At 49.0% G+C, this 16,800-nt stretch carries 15 protein-coding genes; all 15 read left to right on the top strand.

All coding sequences use genetic code 11. The features are described from left to right. The first annotated feature begins 31 nt into the window (after window positions 1–31). The 15 genes from ABXR35_RS12290 (at window position 32) to ABXR35_RS12220 (ending at window position 16,787) form a co-directional block, all read left to right on the top strand. Window positions 32–1,003, top strand: coding sequence for a PhoH family protein (locus ABXR35_RS12290; RefSeq protein WP_367060188.1), 972 nt, complete (start codon window positions 32–34; stop codon window positions 1,001–1,003). Between the two features lie 65 nt (window positions 1,004–1,068). Next, window positions 1,069–3,315 carry an HD family phosphohydrolase gene (locus ABXR35_RS12285; RefSeq protein ID WP_367060185.1) on the top strand — a complete coding sequence of 749 codons (2,247 nt, stop codon included), beginning with the start codon at window positions 1,069–1,071 and terminating at the stop codon, window positions 3,313–3,315. Continuing rightward, window positions 3,312–3,812 (top strand): rRNA maturation RNase YbeY, encoded by a 501-nt coding sequence (ybeY, locus tag ABXR35_RS12280; RefSeq protein WP_367060182.1) that lies wholly within the window; start codon window positions 3,312–3,314, stop codon window positions 3,810–3,812. The genes ABXR35_RS12285 and ybeY overlap by 4 nt, the downstream gene beginning before the upstream one ends. Then, window positions 3,812–4,219: a diacylglycerol kinase family protein gene (locus ABXR35_RS12275; RefSeq protein WP_367060179.1), complete on the top strand. Its 408-nt coding sequence runs from the start codon at window positions 3,812–3,814 to the stop codon at window positions 4,217–4,219. Before ybeY ends, ABXR35_RS12275 begins: the two co-directional genes overlap by 1 nt. Before the next feature lie 213 nt (window positions 4,220–4,432). Further along, window positions 4,433–4,837: a cytidine deaminase gene (gene cdd / locus ABXR35_RS12270; RefSeq protein WP_367060176.1), complete on the top strand. Its 405-nt coding sequence runs from the start codon at window positions 4,433–4,435 to the stop codon at window positions 4,835–4,837. Window positions 4,838–4,895: 58 nt separating this feature from the next. After that, on the top strand, window positions 4,896–5,798 hold the full coding sequence (gene era, locus ABXR35_RS12265; RefSeq protein ID WP_367060173.1) for a GTPase Era: 903 nt from the start codon (window positions 4,896–4,898) through the stop codon (window positions 5,796–5,798). A gap of 99 nt (window positions 5,799–5,897) precedes the next feature. Beyond that, window positions 5,898–6,647, top strand: a complete 750-nt coding sequence (recO, locus tag ABXR35_RS12260; protein ID WP_367060170.1) for a DNA repair protein RecO — start codon at window positions 5,898–5,900, stop codon at window positions 6,645–6,647. A gap of 423 nt (window positions 6,648–7,070) precedes the next feature. Then, the gene (glyQ, locus tag ABXR35_RS12255) at window positions 7,071–7,949 is read left to right on the top strand and encodes a glycine--tRNA ligase subunit alpha (protein ID WP_367060167.1); all 879 of its coding nucleotides are present in this window, start codon (window positions 7,071–7,073) and stop codon (window positions 7,947–7,949) included. A gap of 2 nt (window positions 7,950–7,951) precedes the next feature. Beyond that, window positions 7,952–10,027 carry a glycine--tRNA ligase subunit beta gene (glyS, locus tag ABXR35_RS12250; RefSeq protein WP_367060164.1) on the top strand — a complete coding sequence of 692 codons (2,076 nt, stop codon included), beginning with the start codon at window positions 7,952–7,954 and terminating at the stop codon, window positions 10,025–10,027. Between the two features lie 170 nt (window positions 10,028–10,197). Continuing rightward, window positions 10,198–10,680 (top strand): YaiI/YqxD family protein, encoded by a 483-nt coding sequence (locus tag ABXR35_RS12245; protein WP_367060161.1) that lies wholly within the window; start codon window positions 10,198–10,200, stop codon window positions 10,678–10,680. Window positions 10,681–10,722: 42 nt separating this feature from the next. Further along, window positions 10,723–12,582 (top strand): DNA primase, encoded by a 1,860-nt coding sequence (gene dnaG / locus ABXR35_RS12240; RefSeq protein WP_367060158.1) that lies wholly within the window; start codon window positions 10,723–10,725, stop codon window positions 12,580–12,582. A gap of 41 nt (window positions 12,583–12,623) precedes the next feature. Beyond that, window positions 12,624–13,751 (top strand): RNA polymerase sigma factor RpoD, encoded by a 1,128-nt coding sequence (gene rpoD, locus ABXR35_RS12235; protein ID WP_367060155.1) that lies wholly within the window; start codon window positions 12,624–12,626, stop codon window positions 13,749–13,751. A 353-nt stretch (window positions 13,752–14,104) separates the two neighbouring features. Continuing rightward, window positions 14,105–14,929 carry a hypothetical protein gene (locus ABXR35_RS12230; RefSeq protein WP_367060152.1) on the top strand — a complete coding sequence of 275 codons (825 nt, stop codon included), beginning with the start codon at window positions 14,105–14,107 and terminating at the stop codon, window positions 14,927–14,929. Beyond that, a complete protein-coding gene (locus ABXR35_RS12225) occupies window positions 14,926–15,696 on the top strand; it encodes a tRNA (adenine(22)-N(1))-methyltransferase (protein WP_367060149.1) in 771 nt (256 codons plus the stop codon). Before ABXR35_RS12230 ends, ABXR35_RS12225 begins: the two co-directional genes overlap by 4 nt. Further along, a complete protein-coding gene (locus ABXR35_RS12220) occupies window positions 15,672–16,787 on the top strand; it encodes a Nif3-like dinuclear metal center hexameric protein (protein ID WP_367060146.1) in 1,116 nt (371 codons plus the stop codon). Before ABXR35_RS12225 ends, ABXR35_RS12220 begins: the two co-directional genes overlap by 25 nt. Window positions 16,788–16,800 lie beyond the last annotated feature (13 nt).

Raw genomic sequence — 16,800 nt, 5'->3', positions numbered from 1 at the left:
TATAATTTATTATTGAGGAGATTGAGGCTATTTGTCAGAGCAAACGCAAAGCATCAGAATTCCCCTGCAAAATGCAGAAGAAGGACTGTCCTTGTTCGGTCCTCAGGACCAGTTTCTGAAGATTATCGAACGCGAGACAGAAGCTAAAATCGGCAGCCGTGAAGCCGAGATTGTTATTCAGGGCTCCGTTCCGGTCGTGGATCAGGTACAGCAATTGTTTGAAGTACTGCTTGAACTGGTTCGCAAAGGCTATGTGTTGACCGAGCGGGATATTTTATATGCCATTGAGCTTGCCAAAGACATGCGAGCGGATCAATTGCTCGACTTATATAAAGGAGAAATCACCCAGACCTTCCGCGGCAAACCGATCCGAGTCAAAACGATTGGGCAAAAGCACTATGTGAGCACGATTCAGAAGCGTGACATCGTGTTCGGTATCGGTCCGGCAGGTACAGGTAAAACGTATCTCGCGGTCGTGCTTGCTGTCGCTGCCTTGAAGGAAGGTAAGGTGAAGCGCATCGTGCTGACCCGACCAGCGGTGGAAGCGGGCGAAAGTCTAGGCTTTTTGCCGGGTGATTTGCAGGAAAAGGTAGATCCTTATCTGCGTCCGCTCTATGACGCGCTGTACGATGTTATGGGTCAGGAGCAGACGGCGAAGGCGCTGGAACGCGGTCTGATTGAGATTGCCCCGCTTGCTTATATGCGCGGACGGACACTGGACGATTCTTTCATTATTCTTGATGAAGCACAGAACACGACACCGGAACAGATGAAAATGTTCCTCACTCGGCTCGGCTTTGGCTCTAAGATGGTCATCACCGGCGATGTTACCCAGATCGACCTGCCACGCGGCAAAAAATCCGGTCTGGTGGAAGCACGTCTGGTGCTGGATGGCATCGGAGAGATTGGCTTTGTTACATTTGCCGAGCAGGACGTAGTGCGGCATTCACTGGTACAAAAAATTATCGTTGCTTATGATAAAGCATCGGAGAATCTGGAATAGCAGATGGTCAGTGGATAAGCAGCATCCGCACATTTTGAATATTCAGAAGTGAGAGGACTGTATGTATGACTTCCAAGGAACCGTCCCAAAGCAAAACATTCTATTCCAGACTCGCCGGCTGGAAAACCGATCGACTATCGCGCTATATTTTGTTTGCGCTGCTGCTCGTACTGTTTTATGTCAGTCTGGCGCCCAATCTGCTGCCGCAGCGCTTTGATCTGCGTGTCGGCGCGGTGACCGAAAAGGATATCGTCGCGCCGATGCAGATTCCGAACAACAAAGCGACATTGCAGGCGCAGGAAACCGCAGCTGAGCGAGTGGAGTCGGTCTATACGATCATATCCATGCACCGAGAGAATGTAATTGCTCAGATGCTGGAGCGGATCGAATCGCTAAATCAGGACGATCAGATTTCGAGTGCGGACAAGGCGCAGATTTACAGCCAAGAAATTCCTGACCGCATTCGCAATTCGGTTGCCAACTTTGTGCGCAATCATCGGGATTCTGGCAATTATTCATCACAGCTGCTGGATGAGATGCAGAGTACTATTTCCAATCAAACGTATAGCATTCCCGAAGAGACCTTTTTGAAAATCCCACGTCTATCTACGGATGATGTGCAGCAGATGAGTCAAGTGGCGACAACGATTGTCACACGGCTCATGAGCGATCAGATTACAGATGCTCAATCTGCACGCGCGCGGGTCGCTGAAATGGTCAATACAAGCTCATTGGAAAGTCGCACCGCTCGTGAGGTGGCACAAGAGCTGATTCGTGGCGTACTGACAGCGAATAAGTTTTACGATGAAGAAGCGACTAAGGCGGCGAAGGTGGAAGCACGCGAGAATACGCCGGTCGTGTATGTGCAGCAAGGGGAAGTGATCGTACCTGCGGGTCAGATTATTACCCAGGAAATGTACACTTTGCTAGATGAGAACAATTTACTTAAAAATGAGGTCAATTACTGGCCACAGCTCGGTCTGTTTATGTTTGCCTTTTTGCTGACGCTGGGCATTTATGTATTTTTCCGTCAGTCCGCGCAGCGGGGGAATTACTACAATAATTCGCAGCTATTGATGCTGATCTTGATTTTTGCGATCTGTATCGTTACGTTCCATCTCGTGCGTATTTTGCAAACGGGCAACTCGCCGTATTTCGGCTATCTCGTACCAGCAGCGCTGGGCGCGATGCTGATTACGCTGCTGCTGGATTTGCATCTTGCTTATATTTGCTCGGTGGTGCTGAGCGTTATTGTTAGTGTGATTCTTAATATGCGTCAAGGCGACATGTTCGATTATCAGTTTGGACTGTTTACGCTTGTTGTATCGCTAGCAGCGATTCATTCCATTCATCGGGCAAGTCAGCGCTCTACTATTTTGAAGGCAGGTATTATGACCTGCTTGTTCGGCGCCTTTTCGGTGCTGACGCTGGTGCTGCTCAATGATAGCGAATGGACGCGCATGACGGTGCTGTACGCGCTGGGCTTTGCCTTTGTAGGTGGTCTGCTGAGTACGGTGCTGGTGCTCGGTCTGATGCCGTTTTTTGAAACGACATTTGGCATCTTGTCGGCACTCAAACTGATCGAATTGTCCAATCCGAATCATCCATTGCTGCGTAAGCTGCTGATTGAGACGCCGGGTACGTATCACCATAGCGTCATGGTCGGCAATCTGTCTGAAGCTGCTGCGGAAGCAATCGGTGCGAATGGATTGCTGTGCAGGGTCGGTTCGTATTATCATGATATCGGGAAGACGAAACGTCCAAGCTATTTTATTGAAAATCAAAACCATATGGAAAATCCGCATGACAGCATTGATCCGAAGCTGAGCAAGTCGATTATTATTGCTCATGCGCGTGATGGTGTAGAGATGCAAAAGGAATACAAACTGCCCAAGCCGATTCGTGATATTGCGGAGCAGCATCATGGCAGCACATTCCTGCATTTCTTTTACCACAAGGCGCTGAAGCAGGCGGAGGAGCAAGGGGTAGAGCCTGACTTTACGGAAGAAGATTTCCGCTATCCGGGTCCGAAAGCTCAGACGAAGGAAGCTGCTGTAGTCGGTATCGCTGACAGCGTCGAGGCGGCGGTGCGTTCACTCAAGCAGCCTACCGTTGAACAGGTAGAGACGATGATTGAAAAGATCATCAAAGGTCGCTTGGACGATCATCAGTTTAACGACTGTGATCTGACGATGAAGGAGCTGGATGTAGTCGCTCAAACACTGAAAGAAGCGGTGATGGGGATTTTCCATTCACGGATCGAATATCCGGAAGATATTAAAAAGCCGGAGTCAAAGGAGAACAAAGCATGAGTTTACAGCTCGCGTGGGAAAATGAGCAAACTGAATATGAGATTACCGCTGAGCTGATTGGCGTATTGGAACAAATTTTGCAGGCGGCAGGACAACAGGAAGGCGTAACAGAAGGCGAAGTAGCGCTGACCTTTGTGGATAATGAAGCGATTCATGAGCTGAATCGTGAATACCGCAATATTGACCGTCCGACCGATGTACTGTCTTTTGCAATGAATGAGTCGCTAGACGATGAGCCGGAGATTCATTATGGCGATCAGGAAGGACCTGAAGCGGAGGAATTGCCGGGCGTGATGCTGGGCGATATTATCATTTCCGTACCGAAGGCGATTGCGCAAAGTGAAGATTATGGTCATTCTGTGGATCGTGAGCTTGGTTTCCTGTTTGTGCATGGATTTTTGCATCTGCTTGGCTATGATCATCAGGATGAGGAGAGCGAAGCAGAAATGATGGGCAAGCAGGAGCAGGTGCTGCGGCAGATTGGATTGACGCGCTGATGAAACGATCGTGGAGAGACGTATTTTATACAGCTTATGAAGGGGTTGTTGCTACATTCCGTACGGAGCGCAATTTCCGCATTCATGTGCTGGCAACTCTTGTTATTGTTGCTGCCGGATGGTTTTTTGATGTCAGTGAGGTTGATTGGATTCTGTTGATTCTGGCGATCGCGCTAGTGCTAGGTACCGAATTGATGAATACCGCTGTCGAAGCTACCGTAAATTTGTTCTCTCCCGATCTTCATCCGCTTGCCAAAAAAGCAAAGGATGCTGCCGCAGGTGCGGTACTGATCTCGTCGCTGGCAGCAGCGGTGATCGGTCTGATTGTGTTCTGGGACCCCTTCTGGATCTGGTTTCAAAGCTTGTCGTCTAGTGCGACATCGGGATCTTCTGGAATGTCTCGATAATCAAGACTGTTTTTTGTGCGATAACCTGTGTAATAGGATAACCCCTTGCCGAGTTTGAGCGGTGAGGGGTTTATTTTGTCGTTTCAGGTAGGTTTGCTATGGGCGAAACCGCATAAATGATGTAAAATAGAAGTAAACGCTGTATGCTGCTATCTTTCGTTGAACTCAATCCTTACAGAACCAACGTAGCTGCACAGGAGGAACCTTTAACCTATGGAAATATCTCAACTGCTACAAGAGGCAATTATTGCCCGTGCCAAAGCTTATGTACCGTATTCGCATTTCTCGGTAGGCGCCGCATTACTGGATGCTGCCGGCAATGTGCATCATGGTTGTAATATTGAAAATGCTGGCTACACGCCAAGCAACTGTGCCGAACGTACGGCATTGTTCAGCGCCATTGCGCAGGGACAAACACCGGGTACATTTCAGATGCTGGCTGTTGTAGGCGATACCGATGAACCGATTGCACCATGCGGTGTTTGTCGTCAGGTGATGGTCGAGCTGTGTCAGCCGGATATGCCGGTGCTGCTATCCAACATGAAGGGCGATACACGCATGACCACTATTTCCGAATTGCTGCCTCACGCATTCGGTCCGTGGAACCTGAATGAATAAAGACTTCAAGCTATACCCAACTAACGGCGGCTTTGCTCGCCGATGAACGGAGAACTCTATGTCCAAACCATCTTTTAAATCCGGTTTTGTAGCGATTGTCGGCCGTCCCAATGTAGGCAAATCAACGCTGATGAACCAAGTGATCGGGCAAAAGATTGCTATTATGTCCGATAAACCACAAACGACTCGTAATAAAATTCATGGTGTATACACAACCGAAGAGATGCAAATCGTCTTCCTTGATACACCGGGCGTACACAAACGCCAATCCAAGCTCGGCGATTACATGAACCAGACCGCTCTCAACACGCTGAATGAAGTGGAAGCGGCGCTGTTCCTTGTCGATGCAGCCGAGGGACTGGGCGGCGGTGATCGCTTTATTATCGAGCATCTTAAAAAAGTAAAAACTCCCGTTTTCCTTGTTATCAACAAAATCGATCAGGTAGCACCGGAAGAATTGCTGCCAATTATCGATAAATACCGTTCTCTGCACGAATTCGCAGAAATTGTACCGATCTCCGCTAAAAATGGTAACAATGTGAACACACTGCTGGAGCAGCTCGGCAAATACCTGCCTTCCGGTCCGCAGTACTACCCAGATGATCAAGTGACCGATCACCCAGAGCAATTTGTCTGTGCGGAATTGATCCGTGAGAAAATATTGCAAATGACTCGCGAAGAGATTCCCCATTCCATCGCGGTAACGATTGAAGATATGTACACGCAGGAAAATGGTGTCGTCAACATCTCGGCTGTTATTTTCGTCGAGCGCGATTCCCAAAAAGGGATCATTATCGGCAAACAAGGCGCACTGCTCAAGGAAGTCGGCAAACGTGCACGGATGGATATTCAAAACCTGCTCGGTTCCAAAACATTTTTGGAACTGTGGGTCAAAGTGAAAAAAGACTGGCGTAACCAAGATCGAGTTCTCAAAGATCTCGGCTTCCACAAAGACGCCTAATCAAGACAACAGGGCATTTGCATAAATGCTCTGTTTCTTTTGTACCGGACAGGGTATGTTTGCTTAACGACCCATGTGATGGAGATCGGAGGATGAAGCGTGTTATACAGAGTTGAAGGGATCGTCATCCGCAGCATGGATTACGGTGAAGGCAACAAAATCATTACCCTGTGTACCGAAGCGCATGGCAAAGTCGCTGTTTTTGTGCGTGGTGCGCGCAAAGCCAAAAGTCGCCATGCTGCGCTTGTACAGCCATTTACACATGGGGAATTCTCGTTCTTGCGTAGCGGCACTGGTATGGGGACACTCAATCAGGGCGAAGTGATCCAGTCCAATCATAAGTTGCGCGAGGATATTACATTGGCAGCTTATGGTGCTTACGGATGCGAGCTGGTAGATAAGGCGCTGCTGGATAACGAAACCGGGCACTTTTGGTTTGATCAGCTAAAGTCATATTTGTCCTTTCTCGGCGAAGGTCGCGATCCGGTAGTACTGACCGCCTTGTTCGAGATGAAGGTGCTACAGGCGGCAGGCTATGCTCCGCAGGTTGATGCCTGCATGTTCTCTGGCGAAACGGAAGGCGAATTCTGGGTCAGCGCTGGACTCGGCGGCATCTTGTCCAAGCGTGAACGCCGTCAAGACCCCGCAGCGGTATCCATTTCTCCCGGTACCTTGCGCTTGTTAAGACTGTTTTCACGTCTTGATATTCGCCGTCTTGGCAATATTGATGTGAAGGAAGAAACGAGAGCGGAATTGAAAAAGATTATGAACTCCTTTATGGAGGTTCAGCTCGGATTGAAGCTGAAGTCGCGCCGTTTTTTGGAACAATTGGAGCGCTACGAGATATAAGATTCAAACGAGAGCATATTCATACCATGCAACGATACTACATCAAGCGGATACGCATGTTATTGACGAACGCTGTCAATTCCGGTATGATGTGATCTAGATTGTGCTGCATGTTTGAGCACACATGATGCGTTGACCGGAAAAGTAAACTATCGATCATCGTCCCAAGCGAGTCAGGGATCGTGCAAGCCTGACGGCGAGCGACAGTTGAATGGCATCCGTGAGCATATGAGCTGAATACGGAAAAGTGGATGACATGTACTGCATGTCTTCAAGTAGGGTGGAACCGCGGGAACTGAACCTCTCGTCCCTATGTCTGTAACCAGACGTAGGAACGGGAGTTTTTTGCGTTCGTTGCAGATGATGATGCCGTATCAGCACCTGCATTTCCAATACGAAGATCATGGAAAAGGAGTAATGTCGATGAATTTCCAGCAAATGATTTTGACGCTGCAAAACTTCTGGGCAGCACACAACTGCATTATCGTTCAACCGTATGATACGGAAAAAGGTGCGGGTACAATGAACCCGATGACCTTCCTGCGTTCTATTGGTCCTGAGCCTTGGCGTGTCGCTTATGTAGAGCCTTCCCGCCGTCCATCTGACGGTCGTTATGGCGAGAACCCGAACCGTCTGTACCAGCATCACCAGTTTCAAGTCATCATCAAGCCGTCCCCAGACAATATTCAGGAAGTATATCTGGAAAGTCTGCGTGCGCTCGGTATCGAGCCACTGGATCATGATATCCGTTTTGTAGAAGATAACTGGGAGAACCCGACGCTTGGTTGTGCCGGTCTTGGTTGGGAAGTATGGCTGGATGGTATGGAAATTACTCAGTTCACGTATTTCCAACAAGTTGGCGGTATTGAAACCAGCCCAGTTTCGGTTGAGATTACGTATGGTATGGAGCGTCTGGCTTCGTATATTCAAGAAAAAGAAAATGTATTTGATCTGGAATGGGTAGAAGGTATCAGCTACGGCGATGTATTCCACCAACCAGAAGTGGAGCATTCCACCTATACGTTTGAAGTATCCGATGTAGCGATGCTGCTCAATCTGTTCAGCACGTATGAGCAGGAAGCGAAGCGTGCGATGGAATTGAATCTCGTATTCCCAGCATATGACTATGTACTGAAATGCTCGCATACCTTTAACCTGCTGGATGCGCGCGGCGCAATCAGTGTTACGGAACGTACCGGCTATATCACCCGTGTCCGCAACTTGGCACGTCAAATTGCCTCGACATATCTGGAAAGCCGCGAGAAGCTAGGCTTCCCAATGCTCAAGAAGGGAGAGGTATAATCATGGCTAAAGATCTATTACTTGAAATTGGTCTAGAAGAAGTACCTGCTCGCTTTTTGCGTGCAGCGATGAACCAATTGCTAGATAAAACCGTCAAATGGCTGGACGATTCTCGTCTGGCACATGGCGAAGCCAAAGTATTTGCTACACCGCGTCGTTTGGCTGTATGGGTGAAGGATGTAGCGGAGAAGCAGGAAGATGTTAGCGAAGACGTAAAAGGTCCTTCCCGCAAAATCGCTCAAGACGAAACTGGCAGCTGGAGCAAGGCTGCACTGGGCTTTGCCCGCAGTCAGGGCGTTGATCCAGCAGACTTTACCTTCCGTGAAGTGGGCGGTGTGGAATATATTTATGCACGCAAAAGCAGTATCGGTATCAGCACCGATCAGATCGTAGCCGAAGCGCTGCAAAGTATTATCACTTCTCTGACATTCCCGAAAAACATGCGCTGGGGCGCGTATGATTTCCGCTTCGTTCGTCCGATTCGCTGGATGGTAGCGCTGTGGGGACATGATGTGATTGATTTCGAAATCACTGGTGTTCGCACGGGTCGTACAACACGCGGACATCGTTTCCTCGGTCATGATACCGAAATCGCCGAGCCGAATCTGTACATGGAAGCTCTGCGCCAGCAGCACGTCATCGCAGATGTGGAAGAGCGTCAGGCGATGATCAGCGCTCAGATCGCGCATCTGGCTTCTCAGCAAAACTGGCATATTGATGTCAAAGAAGATTTGCTGGAAGAAGTGCTGTTCTTGGTAGAGACACCAACGGTGCTGTACGGAACATTTGAAGAGTCGTTCCTGAATATTCCGCAGGATGTACTGATTACATCAATGCGTGAGCATCAGCGCTACTTTCCAGTGCTGAATCAGGAAGGTCAACTGCTGCCGTTCTTCGTTACCGTTCGCAATGGTGATGATCGCGCACTGGATGTAATCGCTCGTGGTAACGAAAAAGTACTGCGTGCTCGTCTGTCCGATGCGAAGTTCTTCTATGAAGAGGATCAGAAGCTGAAGATCGAAGATGCGGTTGCCAAGCTGGATACTATCGTATTCCATGAGGAAATCGGTACATTGGGCGAGAAAGTACGCCGTGTGCGTCAAATTGCGGATCAACTCGGCGCAGCGCTGAACGTATCGCCAGAGCAAGCGGTTCATATTAGCCGTGCTGCTGACATTAGCAAATTCGACCTCGTTACCCAAATGGTCTACGAATTCCCAGAGCTGCAAGGGGTAATGGGTGAAGATTATGCACGCAAAGCAGGCGAAAGTGAAGAAGTGGCACGTGCCATCTTTGAACATTACCAACCACGCTTTGCTGGCGAAGGCGCTCCGGCATCTATCACAGGCTCCATTATCAGCATTGCTGAGAAGATCGATACTATCGTTGCATGCTTCTCGATCGGTATTATTCCAACCGGTTCGCAGGACCCTTATGCTCTGCGTCGTCAAGCTGCTGGTATTGTGCAGATTTTGCTGGAACGTGAATTATCGCTCACTTTGGAACAAGTGTTTGATATTACACTGAAAATTCATGAAAATTTAAGGAATTTGAAACGTTCTTCCGATATAATACGTATAGATTTATATGAGTTCTTCGGGCTACGCGTCAAAAAGCTGCTGTCCGAAACGCTTCGCTATGACGTGGTTGATGCCGTAATTTCGGCAGGCTTTAGCCATATTGGTTCCGTTGTAGCACGCGGTAACGATCTGATGAAGGCTGTTCAGGATGTTCCTGACTTCAAGCTCATCATCGAATCGTTTGAACGCGTATCAAATCTGGCAGCCAAATCCACAGTAGATACTGTGAACCCAGCGCTGTTTAGCGAAGCTGGCGAATCGGAGCTATATGCGGCATGGCAAGCTGTCACTCTTCCATATAACAACCTGCTGGATCAAAATCGTACTGGCGAAGCGCTGGCATTACTATCTACGCTACGTCCAGCGATCACTGCCTTCTTTGACCATATTATGGTTATGGTAGATGACGAAGCTGTTCGCGCCAACCGTCTAGCATTGCTGGCGGCCATTGACCGTGATGTAAAACGCTTTGCTGATTTCTCCAAGCTGGTTAAATAAGATACAACAGTATTTTCATATCTGTTCATACCCGTATACGGAACGACAATTAGGCATGGTCGTTCCGTATTTTCCGCTTCCTGAACGAACGTATGCTCCGTGACGCCGCATGTTAGCTGGAAGCTTCATTTCCAGCTCGGATCATGTGCAGCATGGAAAGGAGAGCACATTTGCAATCGGAATCCACGCAACCCGGACCGACGATTGTTGTCGACGGCGATGCTTGTCCCGTCAAGTCAGAGATCGCTGAAACGGCGCGCCAGTTTCATATTCCCGTGCTGATTGTCTCGTCATTTGACCATCGTATTCAGGCGGAGGAGGGCGTTCAGGTCGTGCAGGTGGATCGCAGTGACCAGAGCGCCGATCTATATATCGTCAACCATGTACGTCCCGGTGATATTGTCATTACACAGGATTATGGATTGGCAACGATCGGTTTAGCTAAGCGCTGTCGTATTCTGTCCTTTCGCGGGATGGAATTTCATGCCGACAATATTGATTTCTTGCTCGCCAGACGTCACGAACAGGCGAAAGCACGCCGTCAGGGCAAATATGGCAAAGGCCCACGACCGCTGACCGATGAAGATCGCAAAAATTTTCAGCATCAGCTGGTAAAACTTTTGACAAATTTGCAGGAATTTCGTTCTGACTAGCGAATATTATTTATCGTGTGAAAAGAGATGAAGGTGGTAACGATGAACACCGAACATAGCGGTGGTATTCCCGATGAAGTCATTGAAGCAGTACTTCAGCACAATGACATTGTTGATACGGTAGGCAAGTATGTTCATCTGACCAAGCAAGGAAAGTACATGAAGGGCCTATGCCCGTTTCATTCGGAAAAGACTCCTTCGTTTACGGTCACACCGGAACGCCAGATTTTTTACTGTTACGGATGCGGCGCAGGAGGCAATGCCATCAAGTTCAGAATGGAAATTGACGGCCTGTCCTTTCCGGAAGCGGTCAGATTGATGGCGGAAGAATCGCACGTTCCTTTTCAGGATAACAAGGGAGCCGCGGTGACGCCGCAAAATAAGGAACTGGAACGTCTGCTTCAGGCTCATGAATGGGCTGCCAAGTTGTTTCACTATCTGTTGAAAAATACAGAGCACGGCAAGGCTGCCTTGGAGTACCTGCGCGCCCGCGGAATCGACGATAAGCTAATCGATCAATTTCAGATTGGCTATGCGCCGGATCGCTGGGATACGCTGGTGCAATTTTTTGAAAAGCGTTCATTTGATTTGAAGGAAATGGAGAAGGGCGGTCTGCTGTCTCCACGGCAAAATGGTTCAGGGTATGTGGATCGATTCCGTGGCAGAGTGATGTTCCCAATTATGAACCGCAGCGGTAGAGTGATCGCTTTTGCGGGTCGCATCCTCGGAGACGGACAGCCCAAATACTTGAATTCGCCGGAAAGTCGGCTGTTCAACAAAAGTCGTACGCTGTACAATCTCAACCTTGCCAAAGGAGCAATCCGTAAGCAGGGGCAGGTCGTATTGATGGAAGGCTTTGGCGATGTGATTGCTGCATGGGATGCGGGGGTACAACATACTGTAGCGACAATGGGCACGGCGTTGACCGAAAATCACGCTGCTCTCATCCGAACGCTTACCGATGAGGTTGTCGTCTGCTATGACGGCGATAATGCCGGTCAGAATGCGGCGCTCAAAAGTATCCCGATTCTGGAAGGCGCAGGATTGCATGTGAAGGTGGCAATGCTGCAAAACGGACTGGACCCGGATGAATATATTCGCCAGTACAGCCGCGAGCGCTTTGTCGACCAGATCATTCACGGAGCCGTCTCCACCACCAAATTCAGACTACTGAATGTGAAGAAAAACTATAACCTGCTTGAAGAGGACGGCAGGGCATCTTATGCTCAGGAAGCGATTCAAGTAATCGCTCATCTGGGTTCGCCAACTGAGCGGGAAGTGTACCTGAAGGAGCTTTCTGGAGAAGTCGGCGTATCGCTCGAAAGCCTCAAGCAGGACTGCAATCTGGCGCGTCAGACACTGAATCGCAGGCAGGCACAGGGACAGCAGAACACCAGTCGCAACAATAACGGCAATGGTGCCCAACAGGGTAAGCAGCCGTCACGCGGCGGCGGATCACGCAGACAGGCAACTGCACCGACCTTATTGCCTGCTTATCATGTAGCCGAACGCCGACTGTTGTCGATTATGCTACAGGATGGCGAGGCGGCACACACTGTCAGCGAGCAGCTGGGAGATGCCTTCAACATTCCGGAACATGCCGCGCTGGCTGCGTATATTTATTCGTATTATGCGCAGGGCAAGCCGCCCGATATTAGCCGGTTTATTGCATCGCTGCAAGATGACCGACTGGAGAAGACGGCAACATCCATTTCCATGATGGATGCGCCGCTGGATGAAAGTCTGCGCGGAATGGATGACTATATTCGCGAGATCAAAAAGTTTCCAAAGCAAAAGCAGATCCAGCAGAAAAGAGAAGAGATGTTGCGTGCAGAGAAATCCGGTGATTTCCTGCAAGCCGCTCAAATTGCAAGTGAGATTATCGCCCTGGAAAGACAGTAACCGCTTCGCACGGTTGTTTTCAGGGAGGAGGGAGTCGAAAGATGGCGAACGATCAGCATACTGAATTGGAAACCGAATTAACGCTTGAACAGGTAAAAGAGCAGCTTATGGAGGTAGGTAAAAAGCGTGGCTCTTTGAACTACAAAGATATTACAGAAAGACTGGCTGTCTTTGACCAAGACGCCGAGCAAATCGACGAGTTTTACGAGCAGCTAGGCGATAATGGCGTCGAAGTGATCAATGAAGGTGACGAAGAAGTATCTTCCGATTCCGAAAATGATCGTGAAAACGGCGATAACGATTTTAGCTTTGACGATGATCTGGCACTGCCACCGGGTATCAAAATCAATGACCCGGTACGTATGTACCTGAAAGAAATCGGTCGTGTTCCCCTGCTGTCTGCTGACAGTGAGGTAGAACTGGCAAAACGTATTGAGCAAGGGGACGAGGAAGCGAAACGCCGTCTGGCGGAAGCGAACTTGCGTCTCGTTGTTAGTATCGCCAAGCGCTATGTGGGACGCGGTATGCTGTTCCTGGATTTGATTCAGGAAGGTAACATGGGTCTGATCAAAGCGGTTGAGAAGTTTGACCACACCAAAGGATACAAATTCAGTACGTATGCAACATGGTGGATTCGTCAGGCGATCACACGCGCGATTGCTGACCAAGCAAGAACGATCCGTATTCCCGTGCATATGGTAGAAACGATTAACAAACTGATCCGTGTATCCCGTCAATTGCTGCAAGAGCTGGGTCGCGAACCTTCCCCTGAGGAAATCGCTGCTGAGATGGAACTGAGCGTGGAGAAAGTACGCGAAATCATGAAGATTGCACAAGAGCCGGTATCGCTGGAAACACCAATCGGTGAAGAAGACGATTCCCATCTGGGCGACTTTATCGAGGATCAGGACGCACTGGCTCCAGCCGATGCTGCTGCTTACGAGCTGCTCAAAGAGCAACTGGAGGATGTGCTGGATACGCTGACTGAGCGTGAAGAAAACGTACTGCGTCTGCGTTTTGGACTGGATGACGGTCGTACACGTACGCTGGAAGAAGTCGGCAAAGTGTTCGGCGTAACGCGCGAGCGTATTCGTCAGATTGAAGCCAAAGCCCTGCGTAAACTGCGCCATCCAAGCCGCAGCAAACGTTTGAAAGATTTCTTGGAATAGGATTTGTAGTAATTGAAATGATCTGCCCAACGAAAAGCGGAATTTCTGACGATTTTCGTTGGGCAGTGTTACAGGAAAAGCCTGCTGCATGCCAGTAGGCTTTTTTGTTTATCATATTGTGTAGGTATTGCGTTGTTCATCGTTTATCTACCATTCCATAGATGATAAGATGATGCTTTGCAGAAACAAGATTGTCTTCCATGCAACCATTCAACAAGAAAGCAACTTACTGGAAAGCCTTTACTTTTCTGCTCCTTTCAGCGATATATAAGTATATGGGTTACAATCCGGTGTAAGATATGGCGAACCTTGGCGCTGTCTGCCGGAATGATACATGGAAGCGGGGGACCAGTGTGAATCAGGAACGACGGGGCGTTATTTTGGACGAAATTGAATACTGGCGGGAAAATCGACTGCTGCCAGAGCATTATTGCGATTTTCTGTCCAATCTGTATGATGTAGATCAGGAGCGTAGCGATAAAAAGCTGTTATCCATGAGTTCGCTCAAGCAAGGCAATCTGCGCACATGGATGTTTATTTTTCTGATGCTTTGTTTTATTTGTTTAATGGTACTGTACTTCTCGACATTCCCATTCTTAATGCAGGTGCTATGCGTGCCGGTCTTTACAGCCGCCTGCTATATTGTTGGTATTCGGATGCGCAAAAGCAATGGACCAGTGGCATCGGTATTGCTGGCGCTCGGTAGTGTGTTAATGCTCGGTCTAGGGTTGCTCATTATACGTGAGCATCATTTGGATATGGCATTTTGGACGCCGCTGCTTGTTATCGGTTGTGGAGTGATCTGGTGTATAATAGGGTATGTGATTTCCAGCCCGGTTTTGTTATATATCGGATTCGGGGCATTTGTAATGCTGTATGGCAGCTTCTTTGCACAAGTGAAGCCGGATGCATCGTGGATCATGCTACAGGCGCTGTGGTTGCCTCTGAGCATGCTGTTCGTCTGGTTTTGTTGGCTGGTGCATCATCGGGGGCGTAAGCTGGCAGCAGTTTATTTCACATCTGGCGTTGCCATCTGGTTTATGCCGGAGATTGATGAAGTGGTACTGCGCGGACATATGCCGGAGATTTTTTCTGTGCTGTGCATTACAAAAATTGCACTGGCATGTATAGTATTATTTGTTTTACGAAAAAAATGGATTGTGTGGGTGACAGCGTGAAATTATCAACAAGATTGACCAAAATAGCAGAGCAAATTCCGGCGGGAAGCCGTCTGGCGGACATCGGGTCCGACCATGCCCTTTTGCCGGTTTTTGCCGTGCGTCAGGGTTGGGTAACACAAGCAATTGCAGGTGAAGTGAATCAGGGACCACTGGATGCCGCTCAGCGTCAAGTGAATGAAGCAGGGCTGGGTCAAGTGATTCAGCCGCGTTTAGGTAACGGGCTGGCTGTATTGGAACCGGGGGAAGTCGATGTCATTACGATTGCCGGTATGGGTGGTGCGCTGATTGTTACCATTTTGTCGGAAGGTATATCCAAGCTGGCGGGTGTTTCGCGTCTAGTTTTGCAGCCAAATGTAGGGGAAGAGTTTGTACGTCGTTGGTTGCTGGAGCACGATTGGTTCTTGTCGTCCGAGCAGATTTTGGAAGAGGACGGACGTACATATGAAATTCTGACTGCGGATCGACTAGAGGATGCAGCAGAGCGTAATCGTGAGCTATACCGTGATCGTACGCTCACCGTGTCTCAGGGAGAGGATATTTCCTTATCTGTTGATCATTTGCTGCAATTCGGACCGTATTTGCTGAATCATCCAGAGCCGGTCTTTATTGATAAATGGCAGCAGGAAATCGGCAAGCTGGAAAAGGTAGCTGCATCAGTTGGATTGTCCGAAACAGACGAAGCACGGTTGAAAGTAGCAGCATTGCAGCAGCAGATCAAGCTGGTGAAGGAGGTCGTAACATGCTTGCAAAAGGACAAACAGTAATTCAATATATGGAGCAATTTGCCCCCAAATCTATCGCTGTACCCGACGATCGTATCGGCTTACAGCTCGGTACCTTGCAAAAGGACATCACTGGTGTTCTGGTTGCGCTTGATGTAACGGAGGATGTGATTGACGAAGCGATTGCGCTCAATGCCAATCTGATCGTAGCGCATCATGCGATCATTTTCCGTCCGCTGAAAAGTTTGCAAACGAGCACACCGATGGGACGATTGTATGAGAAGCTGATTAAGCACGACATCGCTGTGTATATTAGCCATACCAATCTGGATATTGCCGAAGGTGGCGTGAACGACTGGATGGCAGACGCGCTTGGATTGCGCAACACTGTGCCAATTGAGCAAACTTCATCCGACGATTATCTGAAGCTTGTTAGCTTTGTACCTTCGTCGCATCTGGATAGCGTGCGCAATGCTGTCTGGGCGGCCGGAGCAGGGCATATTGGCAATTACAGCCACTGTAGCTTCCAGACGGAAGGAACAGGCACGTTCCAGCCAGAGGAAGGCACAAACCCGTATGTGGGACAGCAGGGTAGCATAGAACACGCAGCAGAAGTTCGTTTCGAGACGATTATTCCATCCAGTCTGCGCAACAAGGCTGTACAGGCGCTGATCAAGTCACACCCTTATGAAGAAGTGGCATACGATCTGTATCCACTTGCATTACCGGGTAAAGCATTCGGGTTGGGACGCGTCGGTAAGCTAGATGAGCCGGTCAGTCTGGCTCAATTTGTAGATACTGTCAAAGCCGGATTGGATGTTCAAACCGTGCGGGTCGTAGGCGATTTGCAGCGCAGTGTCAAAAAAGCCGCTGTACTAGGCGGTTCAGGCAGCCGATATGTGAATGCAGCACTGTTCAAGGGAGCGGACGTCATCGTTACTGGCGATATTGATTACCATACTGCCCATGATGCGTTACTGGCAGGCATCGCTATCATTGATCCGGGGCATAACACGGAGAAGATCATGAAACCGGGTGTAGCTAAAGTGCTGACTGAGAAGTTACAGGCAGATAAGTATACAACACCTGTATATGCATCGACGATCGATACGGAAGTATTCCGTTTTATTTGATTGTATGATCCAG

The sequence above is a fragment of the Paenibacillus sp. JQZ6Y-1 genome (assembly GCF_040719145.1).
In the GTDB taxonomy this organism is placed as follows: domain Bacteria; phylum Bacillota; class Bacilli; order Paenibacillales; family Paenibacillaceae; genus Saccharibacillus; species Saccharibacillus kandeliae.
The sequence above is the reverse complement of the archived record's forward strand: the minus strand, read 5'-3'. Positions and strand labels throughout refer to the sequence as shown.

What these genes read in the sequence shown, in the direction of transcription:
- glyQ (WP_367060167.1), top strand. Translation starts at nt 7,071, where the DNA reads ATGAATTTCCAGCAAATGATTTTGACGCTGCAAAACTTCTGGGCAGCA.
- ABXR35_RS12220 (WP_367060146.1), top strand. Translation starts at nt 15,672, where the DNA reads ATGCTTGCAAAAGGACAAACAGTAATTCAATATATGGAGCAATTTGCC.
- rpoD (WP_367060155.1), top strand. Translation starts at nt 12,624, where the DNA reads ATGGCGAACGATCAGCATACTGAATTGGAAACCGAATTAACGCTTGAA.
- ybeY (WP_367060182.1), top strand. Translation starts at nt 3,312, where the DNA reads ATGAGTTTACAGCTCGCGTGGGAAAATGAGCAAACTGAATATGAGATT.
- ABXR35_RS12275 (WP_367060179.1), top strand. Translation starts at nt 3,812, where the DNA reads ATGAAACGATCGTGGAGAGACGTATTTTATACAGCTTATGAAGGGGTT.
- glyS (WP_367060164.1), top strand. Translation starts at nt 7,952, where the DNA reads ATGGCTAAAGATCTATTACTTGAAATTGGTCTAGAAGAAGTACCTGCT.
- era (WP_367060173.1), top strand. Translation starts at nt 4,896, where the DNA reads ATGTCCAAACCATCTTTTAAATCCGGTTTTGTAGCGATTGTCGGCCGT.
- dnaG (WP_367060158.1), top strand. Translation starts at nt 10,723, where the DNA reads ATGAACACCGAACATAGCGGTGGTATTCCCGATGAAGTCATTGAAGCA.
- ABXR35_RS12285 (WP_367060185.1), top strand. Translation starts at nt 1,069, where the DNA reads ATGACTTCCAAGGAACCGTCCCAAAGCAAAACATTCTATTCCAGACTC.
- cdd (WP_367060176.1), top strand. Translation starts at nt 4,433, where the DNA reads ATGGAAATATCTCAACTGCTACAAGAGGCAATTATTGCCCGTGCCAAA.